At 72.8% G+C, this 21,511-nt stretch carries 17 protein-coding genes; 9 read left to right on the top strand and 8 right to left on the bottom strand.

Going from position 1 to position 21,511, the window contains the following annotated elements:
• The first annotated feature begins 24 nt into the window (after nt 1-24).
• The 9 genes from wrbA to I5Q34_RS30535 all read left to right on the top strand — a co-directional run bounded on the left by wrbA (nt 25) and on the right by I5Q34_RS30535 (nt 10,361).
• Nucleotides 25-639: an NAD(P)H:quinone oxidoreductase gene (gene wrbA, locus I5Q34_RS30575; RefSeq protein WP_199895696.1), complete on the top strand. Its 615-nt coding sequence runs from the start codon at nt 25-27 to the stop codon at nt 637-639.
• Between the two features lie 268 nt (nt 640-907).
• Nucleotides 908-2,785, top strand: a complete 1,878-nt coding sequence (locus I5Q34_RS36190; protein ID WP_234429702.1) for an ATP-binding protein — start codon at nt 908-910, stop codon at nt 2,783-2,785.
• Nucleotides 2,782-3,219, top strand: a complete 438-nt coding sequence (locus I5Q34_RS30565) for a roadblock/LC7 domain-containing protein (protein ID WP_199895695.1) — start codon at nt 2,782-2,784, stop codon at nt 3,217-3,219. The genes I5Q34_RS36190 and I5Q34_RS30565 overlap by 4 nt, the downstream gene beginning before the upstream one ends.
• Complete coding sequence (locus I5Q34_RS30560; protein WP_199895694.1) at nt 3,216-3,578, top strand: DUF742 domain-containing protein; 363 nt, start codon at nt 3,216-3,218, stop codon at nt 3,576-3,578. Before I5Q34_RS30565 ends, I5Q34_RS30560 begins: the two co-directional genes overlap by 4 nt.
• Nucleotides 3,556-4,209, top strand: coding sequence for an ATP/GTP-binding protein (locus I5Q34_RS30555; RefSeq protein WP_199895693.1), 654 nt, complete (start codon nt 3,556-3,558; stop codon nt 4,207-4,209). Before I5Q34_RS30560 ends, I5Q34_RS30555 begins: the two co-directional genes overlap by 23 nt.
• Entirely contained in the window at nt 4,206-5,681 is a 1,476-nt protein-coding gene (locus I5Q34_RS30550) for a cytochrome P450 (protein WP_277965591.1), read from the top strand. The genes I5Q34_RS30555 and I5Q34_RS30550 overlap by 4 nt, the downstream gene beginning before the upstream one ends.
• Nucleotides 5,678-6,790: a cytochrome P450 gene (locus I5Q34_RS30545; protein ID WP_277965590.1), complete on the top strand. Its 1,113-nt coding sequence runs from the start codon at nt 5,678-5,680 to the stop codon at nt 6,788-6,790. The genes I5Q34_RS30550 and I5Q34_RS30545 overlap by 4 nt, the downstream gene beginning before the upstream one ends.
• A 105-nt stretch (nt 6,791-6,895) precedes the next feature.
• Complete coding sequence (locus I5Q34_RS30540) at nt 6,896-8,947, top strand: APC family permease (protein ID WP_199895691.1); 2,052 nt, start codon at nt 6,896-6,898, stop codon at nt 8,945-8,947.
• A gap of 85 nt (nt 8,948-9,032) precedes the next feature.
• Complete coding sequence (locus I5Q34_RS30535; protein ID WP_199895690.1) at nt 9,033-10,361, top strand: class I SAM-dependent RNA methyltransferase; 1,329 nt, start codon at nt 9,033-9,035, stop codon at nt 10,359-10,361.
• Between the two features lie 124 nt (nt 10,362-10,485).
• Here I5Q34_RS30535 and I5Q34_RS30530 read toward each other — a convergent pair whose 3' ends face one another.
• The 8 genes from I5Q34_RS30530 to I5Q34_RS30495 form a co-directional block, all read right to left on the bottom strand.
• Nucleotides 10,486-10,902: a type II toxin-antitoxin system VapC family toxin gene (locus tag I5Q34_RS30530; RefSeq protein WP_199895689.1), complete on the bottom strand. Its 417-nt coding sequence runs from the start codon at nt 10,900-10,902 to the stop codon at nt 10,486-10,488.
• Nucleotides 10,899-11,162 (bottom strand): CopG family transcriptional regulator, encoded by a 264-nt coding sequence (locus I5Q34_RS30525; RefSeq protein WP_199895688.1) that lies wholly within the window; start codon nt 11,160-11,162, stop codon nt 10,899-10,901. The genes I5Q34_RS30530 and I5Q34_RS30525 overlap by 4 nt, the downstream gene beginning before the upstream one ends.
• A 615-nt stretch (nt 11,163-11,777) precedes the next feature.
• Entirely contained in the window at nt 11,778-12,086 is a 309-nt protein-coding gene (locus I5Q34_RS30520) for a hypothetical protein (protein WP_199895687.1), read from the bottom strand.
• Complete coding sequence (locus I5Q34_RS30515; RefSeq protein WP_199895686.1) at nt 12,083-13,297, bottom strand: hypothetical protein; 1,215 nt, start codon at nt 13,295-13,297, stop codon at nt 12,083-12,085. Before I5Q34_RS30515 ends, I5Q34_RS30520 begins: the two co-directional genes overlap by 4 nt.
• Before the next feature lie 50 nt (nt 13,298-13,347).
• Nucleotides 13,348-14,571 carry a TIGR02679 family protein gene (locus tag I5Q34_RS30510; RefSeq protein ID WP_199895685.1) on the bottom strand — a complete coding sequence of 408 codons (1,224 nt, stop codon included), beginning with the start codon at nt 14,569-14,571 and terminating at the stop codon, nt 13,348-13,350.
• A gap of 2 nt (nt 14,572-14,573) precedes the next feature.
• On the bottom strand, nt 14,574-18,605 hold the full coding sequence (locus tag I5Q34_RS30505; RefSeq protein ID WP_199895684.1) for a TIGR02680 family protein: 4,032 nt from the start codon (nt 18,603-18,605) through the stop codon (nt 14,574-14,576).
• Nucleotides 18,602-19,840, bottom strand: coding sequence for a TIGR02678 family protein (locus I5Q34_RS30500; protein ID WP_199895683.1), 1,239 nt, complete (start codon nt 19,838-19,840; stop codon nt 18,602-18,604). Before I5Q34_RS30500 ends, I5Q34_RS30505 begins: the two co-directional genes overlap by 4 nt.
• Nucleotides 19,837-21,408 (bottom strand): TIGR02677 family protein, encoded by a 1,572-nt coding sequence (locus I5Q34_RS30495; protein ID WP_199895682.1) that lies wholly within the window; start codon nt 21,406-21,408, stop codon nt 19,837-19,839. The genes I5Q34_RS30500 and I5Q34_RS30495 overlap by 4 nt, the downstream gene beginning before the upstream one ends.
• Nucleotides 21,409-21,511 lie beyond the last annotated feature (103 nt).

The following is a 21,511-nucleotide window of genomic DNA, read 5'->3' as shown; positions in this document are numbered from 1 at the left end:
CGACATCAAGGAGTCCGCTCGGCCATGACCAACGTCGCCGTCATCTACTACTCGTCCACCGGCAACATCCACAAGATGGCGGAGGCCGCCGCGGCCGAGGCCGAGAAGGCCGGTGCCGAGGTGCGCCTCCGCAAGGTCGCCGAGCTCGCCCCGAAGAGCGCCGTCGAGGCCAACGAGGCCTGGGCGGCCCACGCGGCGGCCACCGAGGACGTGCCCGAGGCCACACTGGACGACCTGGTCTGGGCCGACGCGATCCTCTTCGGCACGCCCACCCGCTTCGGTCTGCCGGCCGCCCAGCTCAAGCAGTTCCTGGACACGACCGGCGGGATCTGGTTCCAGGGCAAGCTGACCAACAAGGTCGTCTCGTCCTTCACCTCGACCAACAACGCGCACGGCGGCCAGGAATCCACCATCCTGGCGCTGAACAACACCTTCTACCACTGGGGCGCGATCATCGTGCCGCCCGGTTTCACCGACCCGGTCCAGTTCGAGAAGGCCAACGGCAACCCGTACGGCGCGAGCAGCGTGACCCACAACCAGCCGGGCAACGTGCACCCCGACAACCTCGCCGCGGTCGCCTACCAGGCCCGCCGGGCCACCGGGATCGCCACCGCCCTGAAGATCGGCCTCTCCGCCTGACGGCAGGTCAGCTCGTCCTTCCCGGACGCCGTTCGGGCCGGATCCCGGCCGGAATCCGGCCGAATGCCGACCGAAAACCCCCTGTCGCCTCCTGCTCGCCCCGGCATGGGCGGACAGGAGGCGCTTGTTTGTTCGGTATTCGAGAACGAGAACGGATGCAGGGTCACGGGTGTGGTTGGATGATCCGCGTATTCCGCTTTTGGACGGGACGTCAGGACGCAGCGACCCCGTCCCGCCGCCCGCACGAACCGGCGTCCAAGAGGAATTGATGTCACATCACATATCGGGAGCGGGGATCTGGTGCCTGGCCGTGGCACTGGTCGCCGCGGTGGTCCTGCTGGTGCGCCAGCGCCGGATCGCCGCCGCGCTGCGGGCCCGCGCCGCCGCGCTGGAGGAGAGCGTGCGGGCGCGCGACGAGGAGGCCGCCCGTCTGGTCGACGTGCGGCTGCCGGCCGTCACGGACTCGGCGGACACCGCCGTGCCGCTGCCCGGCATCCTCGACGACCGGCTCGCCGGCACCGCGTTCGCCCACAGCCTCCAGGCCGTGATGGACCACTTCGCCCGGGCCGTGGACAAGGCCCAGGTGCGTGCCGACCAGTCCGCCAAGGCGGCGCTGCGGGCCTCCATGCGCGCCCTCCAGGGCCTCGCGCATGAGCAGCAACTGGCCATCTCCACCATGCAGGACCGGCACGACGACCCCGAAGTGCTGCGCGACCTGCTGGAGATCGACCACACCAACTCCCAGTTCGGCCGCCGCGCCCAGGCCATCGGCGTGCTCTGCGGCTCGTGGCCCGGCCGGCAGCGCGTCGCCTCGCCGCTGACCGACGTCGTGCGCGGCGCCACGTCCCGGATCCGCGACTACCGCCGCGTCCGGGTGCACGGCCCGGCCGGTGAGACGCTCGCCGTCGTCAGCCGCGCGGTGGAGCCCGTCGTGCTCGCCGTCGCCGAGCTCCTCGACAACGCCGCCCGCCACTCGCAGCCCAACACCACCGTCGAGGTCAGCCTCCAGCCGGTGCACAACGGCGCGTGCGTCGTCATCGACGACGCCGGCGTGGGCATGGACCGCGAGGAGGTGGAACGGGCCGTCGCGCTGCTGTCCGGCCGCCGGGGCGTGGACGTCTCCCGGCTCGGCGACCCGCCGCAGTTCGGCTTCCCCGTCATCGGGGCGCTCGCCGCCCGCTACGGCTTCAGCGTCTCCGTGGACACCCGCTCGCCGTACGGCGGTGTGCGGGCCGTCCTGTTCCTGCCCGTCGCGCTGCTGAACCACTTGGACCTCGACGGGCCCGGGACGGTGCCGCTGGCGGCGCCGGGGCGCACGGCGGCTCCGCGGAGCGGAGGGACGCACCGGACGCCGCCGTCCGCCTCGCCGGCGGGCCCGGGGGCCCCTGGGGTGCCCGCCCGTCCGGCGGGCCGCCAGGCGCCGGAGCCGTTCGCGCCGTCCGGCGAACCGACGGGCCGTCAGGCGCCCGCGCCGGAGTGGCCCGCCCGGCCGGGGACGGCGGGTCGTCCCGCGCCCGGGCCGTCCGCCGCCCCGTCGGACCGGTCGGCCTGGGAGCCGGACGAGGCCGCCTCCGCGTCCCCGTGGGCCGGCCATCCGGTGGACGGACCGTCCGGGACCACCCCGGCCTGGTATCAGGCCCGGAGGCCGTCCGGGTCCGCGCCGTCGGGTCACCCGGCTGCGGAGCCCACCGGGCCGTCCGCCGCCTACCCGGCGGACCGTCCCGCGCCCGCGCCGGCAGCGCAGCCGGCCTCGGCACCGGAGCCGTCCGGGGCCGTCCCCGCACCCGGGCCAGGCCCGGCGGACCACCTCGCGTCGGCGGCGGATCCGGCCGGGGCCGCCCCCGAGCCCGTACCCGGGCCGGCAGGCCACCCCGCGCCCGAGCCGCCCCGCGCCACCACCGCCGGCGGTCTGCCCAAGCGCCGCCGGCGCCGCCCCGGGTCCGCGGGCCACCCCGCTCCCCGGCCGACCGCCGCGACGCCCGCCGCCGAGGCGCCCGCTCCCGCGGAGCGGTCGCCCGAGGAGACCGCCCGCCGCATGGGCGCGTTCGCCCGCGGCACCCGCTCCGGACGCACCCCCGCGTCCGGCACCCCGCTCCCCGGCCCGCTCCCGGCCCCCGCAGAAGACGAAGGGAACCCCTCCGCGTGAACGACCACCTGAACAACGACCTGGCGTGGATGCTGGACGAGGTCGTCAAGATCCCCGAGGCCCGCCACGCGATCCTGCTCTCCGCCGACGGCATGCTGCGCGCCCACTCCGCCGGCATCGCCCGGGACGAGGCCGAACGCCAGGCCGCCGCGCTCTCCGGCCTCCAGTCGATCAGCCGCTCCACGGCCGACTTCTGCACCCACCCCGCCCCCCGCGACACCCCCTGGCGGCAGACCCTCATCGAGTTCGCCCACGGCTACGTCTTCCTCATCGCCGCCGGACCCGGCGCCTACCTCGCCGTCTCGGCCACCGAGAACGTCGACATGGAGGCCGTCACCTTCCGCATGCAGAAGACCGTCGCGGGCCTCGGCAAGGAACTGAGCACCCCGCCGCGGCAGGACACCGGCTGGCAGGGCCCGGGCAGTCCGGCATGACCCCGGCGACGCCGCGGCGCGAGCGGGGACTCGTCAGGCCGTACGTCGTCACGGACGGCCGGTCCCACCCCACGCGCAACACCTTCGACCTGGTCACCCTGGTCATGGCGCACAGCGACCGGCCGCTGGCCGGACTCAGCCCGGAGAAGCGCCGCATGATGGAGCTCTGCCTCGGCGGCGCCCTCTCCGTCGCCGAGATCGCCGGCCACCTCGGCCTTCCGGTCAGCGTCACCAAGGTGCTCCTCGGCGATCTGGTGGACAGCGGCCACCTCGCCACCCGGGCCCCCATCCCCTCGGCCCAGCTGCCCGAGGCCCAGATCCTCCAGGAGGTGCTCGATGGACTCCGCGCTCGCCTGTGACGGCGGCGTCCGTGACAGCGGCGTCCGCGACGGCGGCGCACACGACAGCGGCGTCTACCTGCCACGGACCGTGCGCACCGCCGCGAAGGTGCTCGTCGTCGGTCACTTCGGGGTGGGCAAGACCACGTTCGTCGGGGCCCTCTCCGAGATCCGGCCGCTGCGCACCGAGGAGACGATGACCCAGGCCGGCGCGCACCTGGACGACCTGGCCGGCACCGCCGGCAAGACGACCACCACCGTCGCCATGGACTTCGGCCGCATCACCATCAACGACGGCCTCGTCCTCTACCTCTTCGGAGCCCCCGGCCAGCAGCGGTTCACCCGGCTGTGGCTGGACATGACCCAGGGCGCCCTCGGCGCGGTCGTCCTGGCCGACACCCGGCGGCTGGAGCAGTCCTTCGACGTCATGGGCCTGCTGGAGGAGCACGACCTGCCGTACGCGGTCGCCGTCAACCACTTCGACGACGCCCCCGCGCACCCCGAGGAGGAGATCCGCGAGGCCCTGGACCTGCTCCCCGAGACCCCGCTGGTCACCTGCGACGCCCGGGACCGCCGCTCCGCCACCCGCGCCCTGATCACCCTCGTGGACCACCTGCTCCACACCCGCACCATCACCCGGGAGCCCGTGTGAACCACCGCCCCGCCCCGGGCACCGGGCAGTGCCCCGCCCACCGGGGCGCGACCGCGCTGCACGGACCGGAGTTCGCCGCCGACCCGCACGCCGTCTACCGGCGGCTGCGCGCCCACGGGCCCGTCGTGCCCGTCGAACTCGCCCCCGGCGTACCGGCGCACCTGGTCACCGACTACCGTGCCGCCCTCGAAGTGCTGCGCAGCCCCGGCACGTTCGCCAAGGACCCGCGGCGCTGGCGCGACCTGGCGGAGGGCCGCATCGCGCCGGACAACCCCGTCGTGCCGATGATGGCCTACCGGCCCAACTGCCTGTTCACCGACGGCGAGCAGCACCGCAGGCTGCGCGGCGCGGTCACCGACAGCCTGGAGCGCATCGACCCCAACGCCCTGCGCGGCTACGTCGAGCGCAGCGCCGACACCCTCATCGACCGCTTCACCGCGCTCGGCGAGGCCGACCTGCTCGGTTCCTACGCCAAGGTCCTGCCGCTGCTCGTCTTCAACCAGCTCTTCGGCTGCCCGCCCGAGCTCGGCGACCGCCTCGTCGAGGGCATGTCCGGCATCTTCGACGGCGTCGACGCCGAACGCGCCAACACCCTCGTCTACACCACCCTCACCGAACTCATCGGCATCAAACGGCGGCAGCCCGGCGCCGACATGACCTCCTGGCTGATGGCCCACCCGGCCCGGCTCACCGACGAGGAGATGATCCACCAGATCGTCGTCCTCATGGGCGCGGGCACCGAGCCACAGCAGAACCTCGTCGCCGGGGCGCTGCGCCTGCTGCTGTGCGACGACCGTTTCGCGGGCGATCTGGCCGGCGGCAGCATGCCCGTGGACGACGCGCTCGACGAAGTCCTGTGGCTCGACCCGCCGATGGCCAACTACGGCGTCCACTACCCCACGGCCGACCTGGACTTCGCGGGCGTGCGGCTGCGCGCGGGTGACCCCGTCGTCGTCAGCTTCGCCGCCGCCAACACCGACCCCGCGCTGCGCCCCGAGCGGCACTCGGGGCAGCGCACCGGCAACCGCGCCCACCTCGCCTGGAGCGCCGGCCCCCACCACTGCCCGGCCAAGGACCCCGCCCGGCTCATCGCCTCCGTCGCCGTCGAGCGGCTCCTGGACCGGCTCCCCGACCTCGAACTGGCCGTACCCGACGACCGGTTGGTGTGGCGGCCCGGCCCCTTCCACCGCGCGCTGACCGCGCTGCCCGTCCGCTTCCCGCCGCAGCCCGTCCCCGCGCGGGCGCCGGAACCGGCCGCCGCGCGCGCTGCCGGACTCCCCGCCGAAACACCCGCCGGGACACCCGTCGAGCCCCCCGCCGAGACCCCTGGAGACAGCCGATGGAACCTTCCCTCCCGCCCCTCCGGATCGACCCCTCCGGCCGGGACGTCCACGGCGAGGCCGCCCGCGTCCGCTCCCGCGGGCCGGCGACCCCCGTGGAGCTCCCTGGTGGCGTGGTGGCATGGGCGGTGAGCTCCCAGGCGCTGCTCAAGCGCCTGCTCACCGACCCCCGCGTCTCCAAGGACCCGCGCCGGCACTGGCCCGCCTGGATCAACGGCGAGATCTCCCCGGAGTGGCCGCTGTTCACCTGGGTCGCGGTGCAGAACATGTTCACCGCCTACGGCAGTGACCACCGCCGGCTGCGCGGCCTCGTCGCCAAGGCCCTCACCGCGCGCCGCACCGCCGGCATGCGCCCCCGCATCGAGAAGATCACCGCGGAGCTCCTCGACGGCCTCGCCACGCACGGCCCCGGCGCCACCGTGGACCTCCGCGAGGGCTACGCCTACCCGCTGCCCATCCAGGTCATCTGCGAGCTGATGGGCGTCGGGGACGAGGAACTGCGCGCCGGCCTGCGCCGCTGCGTCGACTCGATCTTCCACACCTCGGCCGACCCCGAGGAGGTCACCGCGACCTACACCGAGATGTACCGGCTGCTGGGCGAACTCGTCGCCGCCAAGCGCGCCGAGCCCGGCGACGACCTGACCAGCGCCCTGATCGCCGCGCGCGACGACGAGGGCGACACCCGGCTCAGCGAGCAGGAACTCCTCGACACCCTGCTGCTGGTGATCAGCGCCGGCCACGAGACCACCGTCAACCTCCTCGACAACGCCATCCACGCCCTGCTCACCCATCCCGAGCAGCTCGCCCTGGTCCGCGCGGGGAAGGCCGGCTGGGACGACGTCGTCGAGGAGACCCTCCGCGTCCAGACGCCCGTCGCCAACCTGCCGCTGCGCTACGCCGTGGAGGACATCGAGCTCGACGGCGGCGTCACCCTCCGCAAGGGCGACGCGATCCTCGCGGCCTACGCGGCCGCCGGCCGCGACCCGGAGCGGTACGGCGAGGGCACCCGTCCCGACGTCTTCGACGTGACACGTGCCACTAAGGAACACCTCGCCTTCGGCCATGGCGTCCACTTCTGCATCGGCGCCCCGCTGGCCCGGCTGGAGGCGGCCGTCGCCCTGCCAGCGCTCTTCGAGCGGTTCCCCGAACTGACCCTCGCGGTCGCCCCGGAGCTGCTGGAGCCGGTCGATTCCTTCATCTCCAACGGCCACCGGTCCCTCCCGGCACACCTGCACCTGTGACCTCTGCCGTCACCCACCGGAACCGGTGATCGCCCGGAATCCGATTTCCGTTACTGGTGGGTGGCGGGTGGGCGCGGTCAATACCGAACCCTTACGATCCTCTGCGTGTCCAAACTGACCGACCTGCCGAAACGGATCCTCATCGGGCAGGCGCTGCGCAGCGACAAGCTGGGAGAAACCCTTCTTCCCAAGCGCATCGCACTCCCCGTCTTCGCGTCCGACCCGCTCTCCTCGGTGGCGTACGCGCCGGGCGAAGTGCTCCTCGTCCTCTCCGTGGCCGGCGTGTCGGCCTACAAGTTCAGCCCGTGGATCGCCGTCGCGGTCGTCGTGCTGATGTTCACGGTGGTCGCCTCGTACCGCCAGAACGTCCACGCCTACCCCAGCGGCGGCGGCGACTACGAGGTCGCCACCACCAACCTCGGCCCCAAGGCCGGCCTCACCGTCGCCAGCGCCCTGCTCGTCGACTACGTCCTGACCGTCGCGGTCTCGATCTCCTCCGGCATCGAGAACCTCGGCTCGGCCGTGCCGTTCATCATCGAGCACAAGACCATCTGCGCCGTCGTGGTGATCGTGCTGCTCACCCTGATGAACCTGCGCGGCGTCAAGGAGTCGGGCAAGCTCTTCGCGATCCCCACGTACGTGTTCGTCGGCGGCGTCTTCCTGATGATCGCCTGGGGTGCCTACCGCGGCCTGGTCGCGGGCGACAGCATGAAGGCCCCCACCGCCGACTACACCATCCACGCCGAGCACCAGGGCCTCGCCGGCTTCGCGCTGGTCTTCCTGCTGCTGCGGGCCTTCTCCTCCGGCTGCGCCGCGCTCACCGGCGTCGAGGCGATCAGCAACGGCGTCCCCGCCTTCCGCAAGCCGAAGTCGAAGAACGCCGCCACCACGCTGGCCCTGATGGGCGGCCTGGCCGTCACCATGTTCTGCGGCATCATCGGCCTGGCCATGGTCACCAAGGTCCGGATGGCCGAGAACCCGGCCACCGACCTGCTCAAGAACGGCGTGCCGGTCGGCGACGGCTACACCCAGAACCCGGTCATCTCACAGGTGGCCGAGGCGGTCTTCGGCAACGGATCGTTCCTCTTCATCCTGCTCGCCGCCGCCACCGCGCTCGTCCTCTTCCTGGCCGCGAACACCGCCTACAACGGCTTCCCGCTGCTCGGCTCGATCCTCGCCCAGGACCGCTACCTGCCGCGCCAGCTGCACACCCGCGGCGACCGGCTCGCCTTCTCCAACGGCATCGTGCTGCTGGCCGGCGCCGCGGCGGTGCTGGTCTACATCTACGGGGCCGACTCCACCAAGCTGATCCAGCTGTACATCGTCGGCGTCTTCGTCTCCTTCACCCTCAGCCAGATCGGCATGGTCCGGCACTGGAACCGCCACCTGGCGACCGAGACCGACCCGGCCAAGCGCCGCCACATGATCCGCTCCCGGGCGATCAACACCTTCGGCGGCTTCCTCACCGGCCTGGTCCTCGTCGTCGTGCTGCTGACGAAGTTCACCCACGGCGCCTGGGTCGCCCTGCTCGGCATGGTGATCTTCTACGCCACCATGACCGCGATCCGCCGCCACTACGACCGGGTCGCCGAGGAGATCGCCCTCGCCGAGGAGCCGGGCGAGCACGCCGTACGGCCCTCCCGGGTGCACTCCATCGTGCTGGTCTCCAAGGTCCACAAGCCGACCCTGCGCGCCCTCGGCTACGCCAAGCTGATGCGCTCGGACACGCTGGAGGCCCTGAGCATCAGCGTCGACCCGGCCGAGACCAAGGCGCTGCGCGAGGAGTGGCACAACCGGGGCGTCGACGTCCCGCTGAAGATCCTCGACTCGCCGTACCGCGAGATCACCCGGCCGGTGATCGACTACGTGAAGTCGCTCCGCAAGGAGAGCCCGCGTGACGTGGTCAGCGTCTACATCCCCGAGTACGTGGTCGGCCACTGGTACGAGCACCTGCTGCACAACCAGAGCGCCCTGCGCCTCAAGGGCCGCCTGCTCTTCACGCCGGGTGTCATGGTGACCTCCGTCCCCTGGCAGCTCGACTCCTCCGAGGCCGCCCGCCGCCGCGCCCGCAAGCGCGCCGAGTGGAACGCCCCGGGCGCGGTGCGCCGCGGCCCCGTCGCGCAGCCCCGCAAGGAAAAGGCCGCCACGAAGAAGTAGCGCGTCGGGTGGGTGGCGCGGCGGGACGTAGACTGAGCGGCTGTTGTCCCGCCGCACCACCCACCCCACCAGGAGCTCTTCCACCATGCAGACGGAATCGACGGACTCGCTGGTCGGCCAGGAGTACGAGGTGGAGGTCGGCCCGGTCGCCCACGGCGGCCACTGCGTCGCCCGTACGGACGCCGGCCGCGTCCTGTTCGTCCGCCACGCCCTCCCCGGCGAGCGCGTGATCGCCCGCGTCACCGAGGGCGAATCGACCTCCCGCTTCCTGCGCGCCGACGCGGTCGAGATCCTCGACGCCTCCAAGGACCGCGTCGAGGCCCCCTGCCCCTTCTCCGGCCCCGGCAAGTGCGGCGGCTGCGACTGGCAGCACGCCAAGCCGGGCGCCCAGCGCCGCCTCAAGGGCGAGGTCGTCGCCGAACAGCTGCGCCGCCTCGCGGGCCTGACCCCCGAGGAGGCGGGCTGGGACGGCACCGTCGTTCCCGCCGAGGGCGACAAGCTTCCGGCCGGCCGGGTCCCCGCCTGGCGCACCCGTGTGCAGTACGCGGTGGACGCCGAGGGCCACGCGGGCCTGCGCAAGCACCGCTCCCACGAGGTCCAGATCATCGACCGCTGCCTGATCGCGGCTCCGGGCGTCACGGAACTCGGCATCGAGAAGCGCGACTGGCCCCAGATCGCCTCCGTCGAGGCCATCGCGGCGAGCGGCTCCGCCGACCGCCAGGTCATCCTCACCCCGAAGCCGGGCGGCCGCCTCCCGATCGTCGAACTGGACAAGCCGGTCTCGGTGATGCGCGTGGGGGAGAAGGACGGCCGCATCCACCGGGTCCACGGCCGTCCCTTCGTCCGCGAGCGCGCGGACGAGCGCACGTACCGCGTCGGCGAGGGCGGCTTCTGGCAGGTTCACCCCAAGGCCGCCGACACCCTTGTCCAGGCCGTCATGCAGGGCCTCATGCCCCGCAAGGGCGACATGGCCCTCGACCTCTACTGCGGCGTCGGCCTCTTCGCCGGCGCCCTCGGCGAACGCATCGGCGAGAAGGGCGCGGTCCTCGGCATCGAGTCGAGCAAGCGCGCCGTCGAGGACGCCCGCCACAACCTCCAGGACCTCGACCGCGTCCGCATCGAACACGGCAAGGTCGAGTCCGTCCTCCCGCGCACGGGCATCGACTCCGCGGACATCGTCGTCCTCGACCCGCCGCGGGCGGGCGCGGGGAGGGAGACGGTCCGGCATCTGGCGGGGCTGGGCGCGCGTCGGATCGCGTATGTGGCGTGCGATCCGGCGGCGCTGGCGCGGGACTTGAAGTACTTCGCGGGGGAGGGGTATCGGGTGGCGAAGCTGCGGGTGTTCGATCTGTTCCCGATGACCCATCACGTTGAGTGCGTGGCGATTTTGAAGCCGGTGGCCAAGGACGCCTGACCTGCGGGTTTGTGGGTGTGCGTGATGCGCGGTGTGGGCGTTACGGGCGATATCCGTCTACTCCCGCACCCGCCCGCCGTCAACAAACCACCGCTGGGTATGCGGCGTCGTGGTGGGCCGATACTCAGATCTTGATCACGGTGGCGTGTGCGCCGCACAGTGTGGTGATGTCCTCCGGGTCGGAGGTGAGGATCGTGACGGGGCCCCGGGCGGCGAGGGCGGTAGCGCTGAACATGGCGTCGATGGCGTGCTTATGGCCGTGCAGTCCGGCGTCGGCAAGCAGTGTGGCGGCGTGGCGGGCGATCGGTTCGGTGACCGGTTCGACCACGAGACGGGACAGTGTCCATTCCAGGGCCGGGCGGTTGATCCGGGCGTGGACCGCCTCGACGAGGGTGGCTGCGGACGTGATCACCCGCAGGTCGTCGGCGCGGGCGAGGGCGAGCCAGGCGGTGACCGTGCGGTCGCGTAGTACGGCCTTGGCCAGTCCTTCGCTGTCCAGGGCGAGGGTGCCGCCCGGTGTGGCGGTGAGGGGGCGGATCACGCGGCGTCCGCTCCGCCCCGTGTCTGCTCCTGGTGCGCTTGGTGGAGTTGGTCGCGCAGGGCCTGGATCTCCTCATCGGTGATGGCGCCGTGCTCGGCCTCGGCGACGGCGATGAGCTCGTTGAGGTTGTCGCGTTCGATCTGGCGGGCGACGGCGGCGGCGACATAGGCGGACAGGCCGGAAGGGCCGCTGCGCGCGCGGGCGGCTTCCGCGATGTCTCTGGGCATCGTGATCGAGTACTTGCCGGTAGGCTCGCTCATGCTACCTATCCTACCTCTCATCCTCCTCCGTCGAGGATTCGACGGAAGGCTGATTTTCAGCAGGAGTTGGGGCTATAGGGGCTCCAGTCATGGTGGAAGGGCCTCAGGTCATCGGCGCGCGGTTCTGGGACGTCGTGTAGCCGGGGTGGTGTGCTCAGTGGGTTCAGGCGTTCCAGGTGGGTGTGAGCCCAGACAGGGCAAGCCTCGGCTTCGGCCTTGACCGGCCCGGCCGGAAGGGTCGTCACATGGGCGCCGGCACGGAGGCACTGATACACACGTGACTCTGTGACAGGGGAGCGTCGAGCGGTTGCCCATGGCCGGGCGCGGCGGGAGAACGGAAGTCACGCTGTGTCCGTCCCGCCCCGCGTCTGCTCCCGGCGTGTCCGGTGGAGTTGGTCGTGCAGGGCTTGGATCTCCACAGCGGTGACGGCGCTGTGTTCGGCTTCGCTGACGGTGATGAGCTCGTTGAGGTGTCGCGTTCGATCCGGCGGGCTTCCGCGGGTGCGACGTGGGCGGACAGGCCGGAAGGGCGCTGCGGGGGCACGGGCGGATTCCGCGACGTCCCGGGGCGTGGTGATCCAGTACTTGGCGGGGGCGAGGCGTGCGGTATGCGGCTTACGACGCCCAATGCCGGTATGCCTCCACCCAGGCCCATCCCTCGGGAGCGGGTTCGGGCGGCGGCAGGTCGAGGATGCCGATCGCTTGACGGTGCCGGCCGCGTCGGCACAGGGCGACGATGCCGCTGCCGGGGCGGTCCTGGATGCCGGTGACGGTCACTGTTACGCCGAGCACGGCTGTGTCGAACGGCAGGGTGAGGCGATCTTCGATGGCCGAATGGAAGGCGGCGAGCTGTTCGTACTCGTCGTAGGCGTCGACGATCGCCTCCTCGACCATGGCGTCGAGCCGGGAGGTGGTGAGCCTCATCGCTCGTTCCGCTTTTGGGCGCGCAGGAGTTGGGCGAGGCGGGTGCCGACCGGGGTGATGCCGGGCAGGGGCTCGTGGTCGTAGTGGCTCTTCTTGCGGAGGCGCAGCAGTTCCTCCCCGTCCCGCTCCCAGGCGAACGCGGGCTTGCGCAGGAGCGTGCGGAAGACGGCGTCCGCGTTCTCGGGGTGCCGCTGGACGAGGCGGCGGATGGCCATGGGAGGGACGGAGTCGTCGTTCAGGTACTCCCTGAGCCGTGTCAGATGAGCGCGGTCACGGGCCAGGGCCGGATCGGCGAACAGCGCGTCGAGGCGGCCGAAGTCGGCGTAGTAGCACATCCCTTCGGTCTCGTCGCAGATCACGGCGACAGCATCCGCCTCGAGAAGGTCTTCGGGCAGGCTGCTGAGCTCGTCAAGGGAGGGTCCGCTGTTCCTCGCCTCCGCTGCGGCTTCGGTGGCGAGTTCGGCAAGGGCCTTGTCCTGCCGGTGACGGTGGTACTCACGTAGCCGGATCCGGGCTTCGCCGGGGGGCAGGATGAGCAGGTCGGTGCCGAACAACTCGATGAAGTCGGCCCGGGCTTCGGCCTGCATCTCCCAGCCCTTGCGCAGCATCTCGGAGTTGCGGCGCAGCAACTGCGGACTGGTCGTGAGGGCCCGGGCGGCGGTCTGCGCCAACTCCGCACCGTCGCCGGACGGGTAAGTGGTGAAGTTACCACTGACCAGCCAGGCGTCGGTGTCGGGGCGGACGGGCACGATGCGGCAGGCGACGAACATCCCCTTGCGGAGTTTCCTCAGGGCTCGCCGCCCCAGGTTGGAGTGGACCCGGTAGACAAGGTCGTCGAGCAGATTGTGCAGGGTGGCGGCGCCGCGGTCGAGACTCTGTACCTCGAAGATCCCCTCGACCACGTCGCGCCAGCCGAGCAGCATCGCACGCTCGTCCTCCGGCAGCGGCGGCCGGCGCCGGGCCACGAACCGCTCGACCACCGTGGAGCCGTCCGCCAGCCGGTGTTGCAGCGCGAAGTGGTCGATCGTCCGGATGACGGTCTCCTCGTCGAGGAAGCCGAGCCGGTCGGCGGCCTCGTCGAGCCGGGCGTCCAGCCGCCTCGCGAAGCGCGGACTCTGCGCGAAGGCCACCAGCTCGCTCTTGAGATCGCCGCTCCGTGTCACCAGCCTGTCGACTTGGGGGAGAGGCGCGGGGGAGTCGCTCTGTTCCATTTCTTCCTGCTTGGTCTTCCGGTTTCCGCCGGCTGATCGCCGGCGCTTGATCAGGCGAGATCTGCCATGAGGGCAGCCAACGCCACCTCTTCCTCGACGCGTACCCCGAGCTCGGTCAAGGCCGGTGACAGGGCCGGATCCCAGGGGGACGGGGCCGGTGCGCCGGTCAGGGGCGGCAGTTGGGACGCGGTGGCGGCCAGGGTGCGGTAGTCGGAGGCCGTGAACCGCCAGGGGTGCCACGGCACATGGCCCAGCAGTACGTTCGCGATACGGAAACCGCCCCAGTCGAAGTCCCCGTGGTAGAGGAGGTCCGCGCCGCGCTCGTGGAGATGGCGCAGGAGAGTCAGGGCCGCGGCGGACGGCTGGCCTTGGAGGCAGACCAGTGGTGGGCAGTCGGCGCCGTAGGCGTCGGCGGCGGCCGCCAGGACGGCCGGGTTCTCACAGATCCGTACCAGCCTGGGTGCGAATCGAAGGGGACGGTGAGTGAGTTGTCGGAGCGTCAGGACGCAGGGTTCGCCCGTCCCGGCCATCCAGTCCAGGGCGGGGGTGCCGCGAAGGTTCAGGGTGAGGACAGTCGAGGACAGCGCGTCGCGCAGCAGCCCCGCCGACGCCCACGCCTCGCGCCGCCACGCGGCGCCGCTGCCGTCGGGGAAGCCGGTGAGGGCGCGGATGCCGGACAGGGTGAGCGTGGTCAGGGGCGTCCCGTCGTCCAGGGCGTGCGCGCTGCCGAGTGTGCGGGCGGCGAAGGCGGGCAGGGATACGGCGGGTTCGGCGGGGAGTTCCCGGAGCACCTTCGCGGCGTCGGCGGTCAGCGGGCCGGCGGCCTCCGGGGTGCGGACGAGGCGCCGTACAAGGGTTTCGGTATGCGGCCCGGCGGCCCAGCCGGCGAGGCGGGGCAGGTCGCGGCCCAGCGCTTGGAGGGGCCGGAACGCCTGCTGCCAGGCGCGGGACTCGTTCCGGCGGGTCTCGCGGAGGGGAGTGACGGGACCGGTCAGGGCTTCGACGGCCGTGACGAGGCCGCCGGGGCTGATACCGGATCGGCGCAGGACGCCGTCCACGGCGTCGAGCCGGACCGTCAACGACCGGCCAGGACGCGGGGCACGGCCCAGCAGTCGTTCGACGGCCGTGCGCTGGGCTTCGGTCGGGGCGGCCAGCGAGACGGGTCCGGTGAGGGGCTGCTCGCGTTCGAGGCGTCGTCGTACGCGCTCGACCAGCCAGGCGAGTTCGGGGGTGCCCAGCAGGCGCCGCAGCCGGTCGACGTCGGTCCCGCTCATGCCTACAGCAGCTCCGGACCATCCGCTTCGGCGCGCCGGCGCGCGGAGCCGTCCCACTCCCAGCGGGTGACCAGGACCGCCCCGTAGCCGTCGATCCGGGAGAGCTGGGCGATGGCGATGCCGGGTACCTGCGGGTAGCAGGCCCATTCCCGTTCGCTGGTCATCACCACGTCCAGGTCGAAGGCGTGCAGCAGGCCCAGGCACTTGGCGCGCGAGTCGTCGTCGACTCCCGCGAACGCCTCGTCGAGGGTGACCAGACGAGGCGCGTGCGGGTTGCCGGCGCTCGCGTAGTGGGAGGAGGCGGCGGCGAAGAGGGGTACGGAGACGGCGAGGACGCGTTCTCCGCCCGAGGCCGGTCCGGTGGCGGGGACCCAGCGGCCCTGTTGCCGGCGCTCGATGCCGAATTCGTGCCACGCGCGGTAGTCGAGGGCGGCGGTGAGGTGTTCGAGCCAGCTGCCGGCGGCGTCGCCGGTCTGCTGCTGCGCGATCTGCGCCTGCAGGAACTCGCCGACCGCCGCCCGGTCCTCGGCCGTCCAGGCATCGGCGGACTGGCGCAGGCGTTCCCGTGCCCGGTCGAGACCCGCCGGGGCCTTGCGCGAGGCCCGCCACACCAGGCGCAGCTTCATGCCGGTCGAGGTCGGGCGTTCCTCCAGCTCGGCGTTCATGGCCCGTACCTGCCGCTCGGCCGAGCCGATCAGCTCCTGCAGGGTGCCCGCAACCTCGGTGATGAGGTGGGTTTCCAGGATTTCCCGCTCATGGGCGGACAGGATGCGGGTGAGCTCACCGACCTCGGTGGCGAGGGCCTCGGCGAGTTCGGGCACGGCTCGTTCGCGGCCCTGGTAGACGATGTCGACGACCATGCCGTCCTCGATCATGCGGGCGGACGCGGTGTGTCCGTGCCGGGACAGGGCGTCCTGCAGGGTCTTGAGCTCTTCGCTGAGACGCCTCTGTACTCGCTCCCACGCGCCGTCGGAGTCGTCCGTGCCGGAGAGTTCGGCCTCGACGGAACGGGCCAGGGTGATGGCGGGGGTGGCCGCCCAGGGGCCTTCTCCGGCCGGCGGTACGGCCAGACCGGGCAGGGCCACCGCGATCAGGCCGGTGCCGGCGAACCGCTGGAGACCCGCGATCGCCTCGGCGCGGGCGGCGGCCGCCTCGGCGATCCCGTGCTCCAGTTGCTCGATCCGGCCTTCGGCCCGGCTGGCCCGCCGGTCCGCCTCCGTGTGCTGCTCGCGCGTACGACGCTGCTCGGCTCCGCACTCGCGCAGGGACGCGGTGGTCTCGGCGAGGCGCCGCTGGAGCTCGGCGACGGCCGCGCCGACCGTGGAGCGCAGCGTGCTGTGGCGCTCGGCGGCGGCGGTGGCCTCGCGGGCCGATTCCTCGGCCCGCAGCGCGTGTTCCGCGGCCCGCTGTCCCGCCTGTTCGGCCTCGTCGCGTTCGTCATCCACCTGACGGGCCGCCTCGGCGCGCTCGCGCAGGGCGGGCCACAGATCGGCGAGGACGAGGGCGAGGCCGGTGAGGGCCTGGCGGACGGCGGCGAGTCCGTCCCGGTCGGCGGGCAGGCCCAAATCGGCCGCAGTCGTGCCCAGTTCGGCTGCCGCCCGCTCGGCGGCACGGGTCGCCCCGGCGAGGGCGGCGGCCCGTTCTTCGCGGCGGGCGCGGTCCCGGCGTGCGGCGCCGGCGGCCGCGGCCGCGCGCGCGTACGCCTGCCTGAGCGGCGCGTCGTCGGGCACGGCGGCCAGCTCGGCGTCGAGGGCGCGGCGGCGGGTCATGACGGCCCCGGCCTCGGCCGCTGTGGCCGCCAACTCGTCCTGGATGGCGGCGAGTTCTGCCCGCAGGGCGGTGATGCGGGACCGTCGCGCCTCTTCACGGGCCCCCTCGCCGACGTACTCCGCGCAGGTCTTGGCCCATCGCCCGGTGAGCGCCCCGACGCGGAACCGCCCGTCGGCCGCCGCCCAGGTGTCCGCGCCGCTTTCCCCGCCCAGCCCGACCGCCGCCAGCAGCCGGTCCACCGTCTCCTCGCCGACCACCGCGGCCCGCGCGTCGCCACGGTCGACGGCCGGGCGGAGCACATCGGCCAGGGACGGCCCGGACACGGGACCGGTGAGTGGAGCGAGCAGCACGTCGTGCCCGTCGGCGTCGAGGATCGCGCCGTCCGGCCGCACCCAGGCGTCCAGCAGCCCGGACGCCTCAAGGGCCGCTTCCAGTCCGGCGCGTTCCGTGTCGCCGAGCCCGTCCCGGAAGTCGACGAGCCGCCACAGAGGAGCACCGGCCGTGCGCTCACGCAGCCCCGGAGCGCGCGTGTACGGAGCCTTCGGGCCGCGCTGGCCACCGGCCTCCAGTTCGGCCAGCTCGCGCTCCCTCTCCCGCAGGGACGAACGCAGTTCGGTCGTGCGGTGGCTCAGACCGGCCGCCTGGTCGGCGAGCCGTGCCGAGGCGGCGCTGTGGGCACGCGAGGCGTGCAGCCGGGCCGGGCAGGGCCCGTCGAGGTGCAGGGTCCACTCCTGGAGCTCGTCGAGGAGGCCGGCCGGATCCGGACAGACCAACTCCTGGCACCCGTCGGCATGTTCGCGAACGGCGGCCAGGAGCGCCCGGCCGGCCGCCGCCGTGGCCTCCTCCGCCTGGTCCAGCGCCCCGGCCGCGAGCGCGAGGTCGGACTCCGCCTCGTCGAGCCGCCGGGATGCCGCGCGGCGCTCGCCCACGGTCCGGTCGGCCTCGTCCGCGAGGCGCTCCACATGGGTGAGCGTGCGCCGCCTGCGGTCCGCCTCCTCGTCGGCCGCCTCCCGGGTCGGCTCTTCGGGCAGACTGACCAGGGCCTCCCCGGCCGCCTCCCGGGCACGGACGAGGACGACCCCGGCCCGGTGCCCGGCCGAGGCGAGCCGGTTCTCGGCCGCACCGAGCCGCGCCAGCGCGCGTGTACGGAGCTGTTCGGCCTGCCCGTGGTCGGCCTCGGCGCGTTCCCGTTCCCGCGCCGTGCGGTCCGCCGCCTCGGCCGCCCGCTCCAGCTCACGGGCGCTGCGCATCTCGGGCCCCGCGCGCAGGGCGGCGTCCTGCGCCCGCAGCCGTGTCTCCTTCTCCTCCAGCACCGCCATGCGTTCCCCGGCCGCCGCCCGGTCCTCCTCCGCGCGCGCCTTGTCCGTCTGGGCCTCGGCGAGGTCCCGCTGGAGGTGTTCGTACCGGGAGTGCTCGCTGCGGGGGAGGCGGGCCCGCCGACGGGAGGCGATGCGGGCGTAGCGCCGGTAGTGGTCCAGGAACGCCGAGGCGGCGCGCTCGGCCTCGGCGGCGGCCCGCAGTTCCTCCTTCTCCTCGTCCAGGGAACGGAACGCCTCCGCCGCGTCGGCGATGACCGCCTGGTCCATGGGCGGCAGCGCTTCGGTCAGCGCCCGGGAGAGCGCGGCCTCGTTCGGCCGCTTGGACAACTGGGGCTGGCGCAGCTGGATGAGCAGGTCGACGAGGGCGGCGTACCGCTGCTCGCCGAGGCCGAACAACGCCTCGTCGACGGCCCTTCGGTACGTCTTGGCCTGGTCGTAGACCATTCCGTGCCCGGCGATCGCCTCGGCGAGCCGGTCACGGGACAGGGCGGTACGGGTGGCGTCGAGCAGGCTGAGGTCCTGGCCGATCCGCTGGTCGGTGACCGCGTACCAGTGGCGGGCGATGCCGCGCCCGGCGACCGCCTTGAGCCCGCAGACGAGCGTGCGGAAGTGCACCTCGCCGGTCGTCCCGTCGCGTCGGCCGAACTCGATCCAGGTGTAGCCGAGTCGTTCGGGATGGGGGTGTTCGCCGCCGAGGAGCAGGTTCCACTCCATGCGTTTGCCCGGGTCGCCGTCGGGCTCGACACGGCGCGGAGTGAGGTCCCCGTCCAGGAGGAACGGCAGGGTCAGGGCGAGGACCTTGGACTTTCCGGTGCCGTTGTTGCCGCGCAGCAGCAGCCGCCCGTCGCGGAAGTGGAACTCCTCCTCGTCGTAGTGGAAGAGGTCGACGAGCCCGATGCGCATCGGTTGCCAGCGGGAGCGGGTGGGGACGGGGAGGGCGGTCACTGCCGGCTTGCCTTTCGCTGCTGGGGCATGCGGGTGGTGCTGCGGGGTTCGAGGACGACCGCCTCACCGACGGCGTACCGGGCGAGGGCCGGGCGCGGCGTGATCCCGTCGCCCCGGCGGGTGATGAGTCCGAGTGCGGAGAGCTTGGCGAGCGCCTGCTCGACCAGTTCGCCTTCCGCGCCTGGTTCCTTGGCGGTCTTGGACCAGAAACCACCGGATTCGGAGGCGAGTTCACGGACTTTTCGCCGGAGGTCGCCGGTGGTGACAGGCCCGCGCGCTGTCGCGAGATGCTCCGTGAGCAGCAGCGTGATGTGGCCGTGGGTGCCCTGTTCGGGCATGCGGACATCGGTGAGGTCGTCGTCGGGGTCGACCATGGCGACGCCCTCGGCCCGTACTTCGGCGACGAGCCCGGTCAGTTCGGTGATGCGGGCGGTGAGGAAACCGCGCTGCCGGGTGAGGTACGCGAGCTCGGCGTCGGTCAGCTCGTCGTAGTACAGGACCGGGTCGTCGAGCAGGCGCCTGGTCAGTGAGCGGCGCATCGCGCGGAACCGCAAGTCGTCGCTGTCCAGGGCGGTTTCGGCGACGAGATCGGCCAGGCGCCCGTCGAAGGTGCCGGCCCGCACCGTGGAAGGGCCCCGGCGGGTGGCGAGCAGACCTGCCAGTACACGGCGCTCGACGTCGTACAGGACGTCGCCCGCCCCGCTGACGTACGCGTCCTCGTCACCGGCGACCCGCCGCAGAACGCCGAGCTTCAGCAGGAGCTTGACGACGGCGGCGAGGTCGAGGCGCTCGTCGCGGCGGTCCAGGGTGAAGTGGATTCCGGCGGCGGTGAGGTGGGGATCCGCCGCGTCCAGAACGACCTGATCGGCGAGGCGGCCGAGGGCCACCTGGGCCTCGCCCCGTTCAAGGGCGGCGAGGGCGAGGCAGAGCAGGACGTAGCGTCGGCGGGTGAAGGGAGCGGCGGCCCGGCCGGCCTCACGAGCGGGGTGCGTGGGGTCGGTGAGACGGCCGGGGACCTTGTACAGCCGGGCGGCGTCGGCGTCCACATGGAGGGGCCAGCCGGTGTTGCGGTCGAACCACTCGCGCAGTTCCGAAGCATGGCGGCGGACGAGCCGGAAGTCGTCCGAGCGCGGCCCGCGTGCGAGCAGGAGGGGCTCCTTGAGCAGGGCACGCGCGGCCTTGCGGAGTTCGGCGGAACGCTGCCCGTCCAGCACCTCTGTGAGCGGGGTGTTCATCGCCTGCTGTCTCCCTCGGTCAGGTCGATGATCTCGACGGTGTGGTCGGGGCCCCGGAACGTACCCCCGGGGGTGGTGACCTCGGCGGTCGTGCCGTCGCCGAGTGCCGTGAGGCGGATCTCCATGGAGCCGTCGTTGCTGGTGGCGGACGTGTGCGTCATGCCGGGCCGCCAGGTGGCGAGGGCGTCGCCGAGAAGCTGGAGGAAGAGGCCGAAGGCCAGCGGATCGAGGTCACCGAGGGCGGAGATCCGGGTGACGCCGTGGGTGGCGAGCCGCGCCCGCGCGGCGGCGGTCTCGGCGGCTTGCTTGGCGGCGGTCTCGGCGAGATGGCGGCGCGCCTCGGAGCGGTCCTCGACCTTGCGCGGCTTGCCACGCCGTTCGTAACTGCCCGTGCGCCGCAACTGCGGGCTGATGCGCAGCGGTTCGGCCTCGGCCCACGGGGTGGCGGCGGGGACCGGCCGGGCCGTGCGGGCGGCGAGGGTTTCGGCGTCGACGGTGAGATGGCGGGCGGGGTGGAGCCCGAAAGCGGTGCGCCACAGGCGGTGCCGGGCGTCGTCGTCGGGCGCCTCGGCGAACCAGCGGGCGAGCGTACGGAAATCGGCGGAACGGTCGGAGCGTCCGGCTCTCCGCTCATTCAGTGAGCGTATGACCGCGAGGAGTTGAGGAATCGCGCCGAGGGCCCGGGCGCGCAGCAGCCGTGCCTGTGATTCCCGCCCGTTCCTGCTGAGGAACCAGGCGGCCAGCCCGTCCCAGCGTCCCGTCCAGCGCGCGTACGCCTCCCGCTCGGCGTGCTCCGCGTCCTCCGGAGCGGCGTCGGCGGCCTCGCGGGCGGCGGCGGTCCGGAGCAGTGGTGCGATGACGCCGCTGTCCTCCAGCTCCAGGATCAGCTGGGCGATGCGTCCGCCGAGGGTGATCAAGTCCTGGATGAAGCGCTCCAGATACTGGATGAGCCGGTCCTTGTAGGCGAGGAAGACCTCCTCTTCGACATCGTGGAGGTCGATGGTGCGCTGCAGGGAGCCCATGAACGCCCGGGCGTTCTCGGCGAGGGCCGCGAACCGGCTGGTCAGCGCGTCGAGCGCGAGGTAGGTCTTGGCCGGGTCGGGTGTCCCCTCGGCCCCCAGGACGAGCAGGGCCCGCAGTTGGGTGACGATGTCGTGCAGTGCGACCGCCTGGAGTGCACCCCGCCGGCCCAGAGCCTCGTCGTAGACGGAAAGCGCTTCCTCGGCCGCCTCTCCCGCCCGGGTGAGCTGATAGACGAACCGCTTGCGGTAGAAGTCCTCGACGGCGGTGACACGGGCCGTATCGGGATCGGCGCGCAGGTTTCCCCACTCGACGAGGCTGTCGAGCGCCTTCACCACGGTGTCGAGCTCGGCCGGACGCTCGTCGGCGGGCAGGGCGGCGTGCACGTCCTCGGGGCGCAGGTGCACCGCGAAGCGCTCCTTCGCGGTGAGGAAGGTCCGCATTGTCCGCCGATAGAGGGGGGAGTTGGGGGCGGTGAGGTGCGCGAAGGGGGCGTACCCGGTCGTCGGGGCCGGGGGCTCGGGCGCCGAGGGCGGTGTCGGGGTCATCGCCCGGTCATTCTGTCGGATGCCTCCTCGGCACACAAAACCGGGAATCTCGCAGAGCGGTATCGGCTGGTCATCGCAGTCTCGGCCGTGAAGCCCGATGCCC

It is taken from the genome of Streptomyces sp. AV19, assembly GCF_015999245.1.
Taxonomy (GTDB): domain Bacteria; phylum Actinomycetota; class Actinomycetes; order Streptomycetales; family Streptomycetaceae; genus Streptomyces.
Note: the sequence above shows the minus strand (reverse complement) of the source record. Positions and strands in the feature narration are given on the sequence as shown.

Excerpts from the sequence above, each read along its gene's own strand:
- I5Q34_RS30525 (WP_199895688.1), bottom strand. The coding sequence starts at position 11,162 with ATGAGCGAGCCTACCGGCAAGTACTCGATCACGATGCCCAGAGACATC.
- I5Q34_RS30500 (WP_199895683.1), bottom strand. The coding sequence starts at position 19,840 with ATGAACACCCCGCTCACAGAGGTGCTGGACGGGCAGCGTTCCGCCGAA.
- I5Q34_RS36190 (WP_234429702.1), top strand. The coding sequence starts at position 908 with ATGTCACATCACATATCGGGAGCGGGGATCTGGTGCCTGGCCGTGGCA.
- I5Q34_RS30535 (WP_199895690.1), top strand. The coding sequence starts at position 9,033 with ATGCAGACGGAATCGACGGACTCGCTGGTCGGCCAGGAGTACGAGGTG.
- I5Q34_RS30520 (WP_199895687.1), bottom strand. The coding sequence starts at position 12,086 with ATGAGGCTCACCACCTCCCGGCTCGACGCCATGGTCGAGGAGGCGATC.
- I5Q34_RS30515 (WP_199895686.1), bottom strand. The coding sequence starts at position 13,297 with ATGGAACAGAGCGACTCCCCCGCGCCTCTCCCCCAAGTCGACAGGCTG.
- I5Q34_RS30510 (WP_199895685.1), bottom strand. The coding sequence starts at position 14,571 with ATGAGCGGGACCGACGTCGACCGGCTGCGGCGCCTGCTGGGCACCCCC.
- I5Q34_RS30555 (WP_199895693.1), top strand. The coding sequence starts at position 3,556 with ATGGACTCCGCGCTCGCCTGTGACGGCGGCGTCCGTGACAGCGGCGTC.
- I5Q34_RS30495 (WP_199895682.1), bottom strand. The coding sequence starts at position 21,408 with ATGACCCCGACACCGCCCTCGGCGCCCGAGCCCCCGGCCCCGACGACC.
- wrbA (WP_199895696.1), top strand. The coding sequence starts at position 25 with ATGACCAACGTCGCCGTCATCTACTACTCGTCCACCGGCAACATCCAC.
- I5Q34_RS30560 (WP_199895694.1), top strand. The coding sequence starts at position 3,216 with ATGACCCCGGCGACGCCGCGGCGCGAGCGGGGACTCGTCAGGCCGTAC.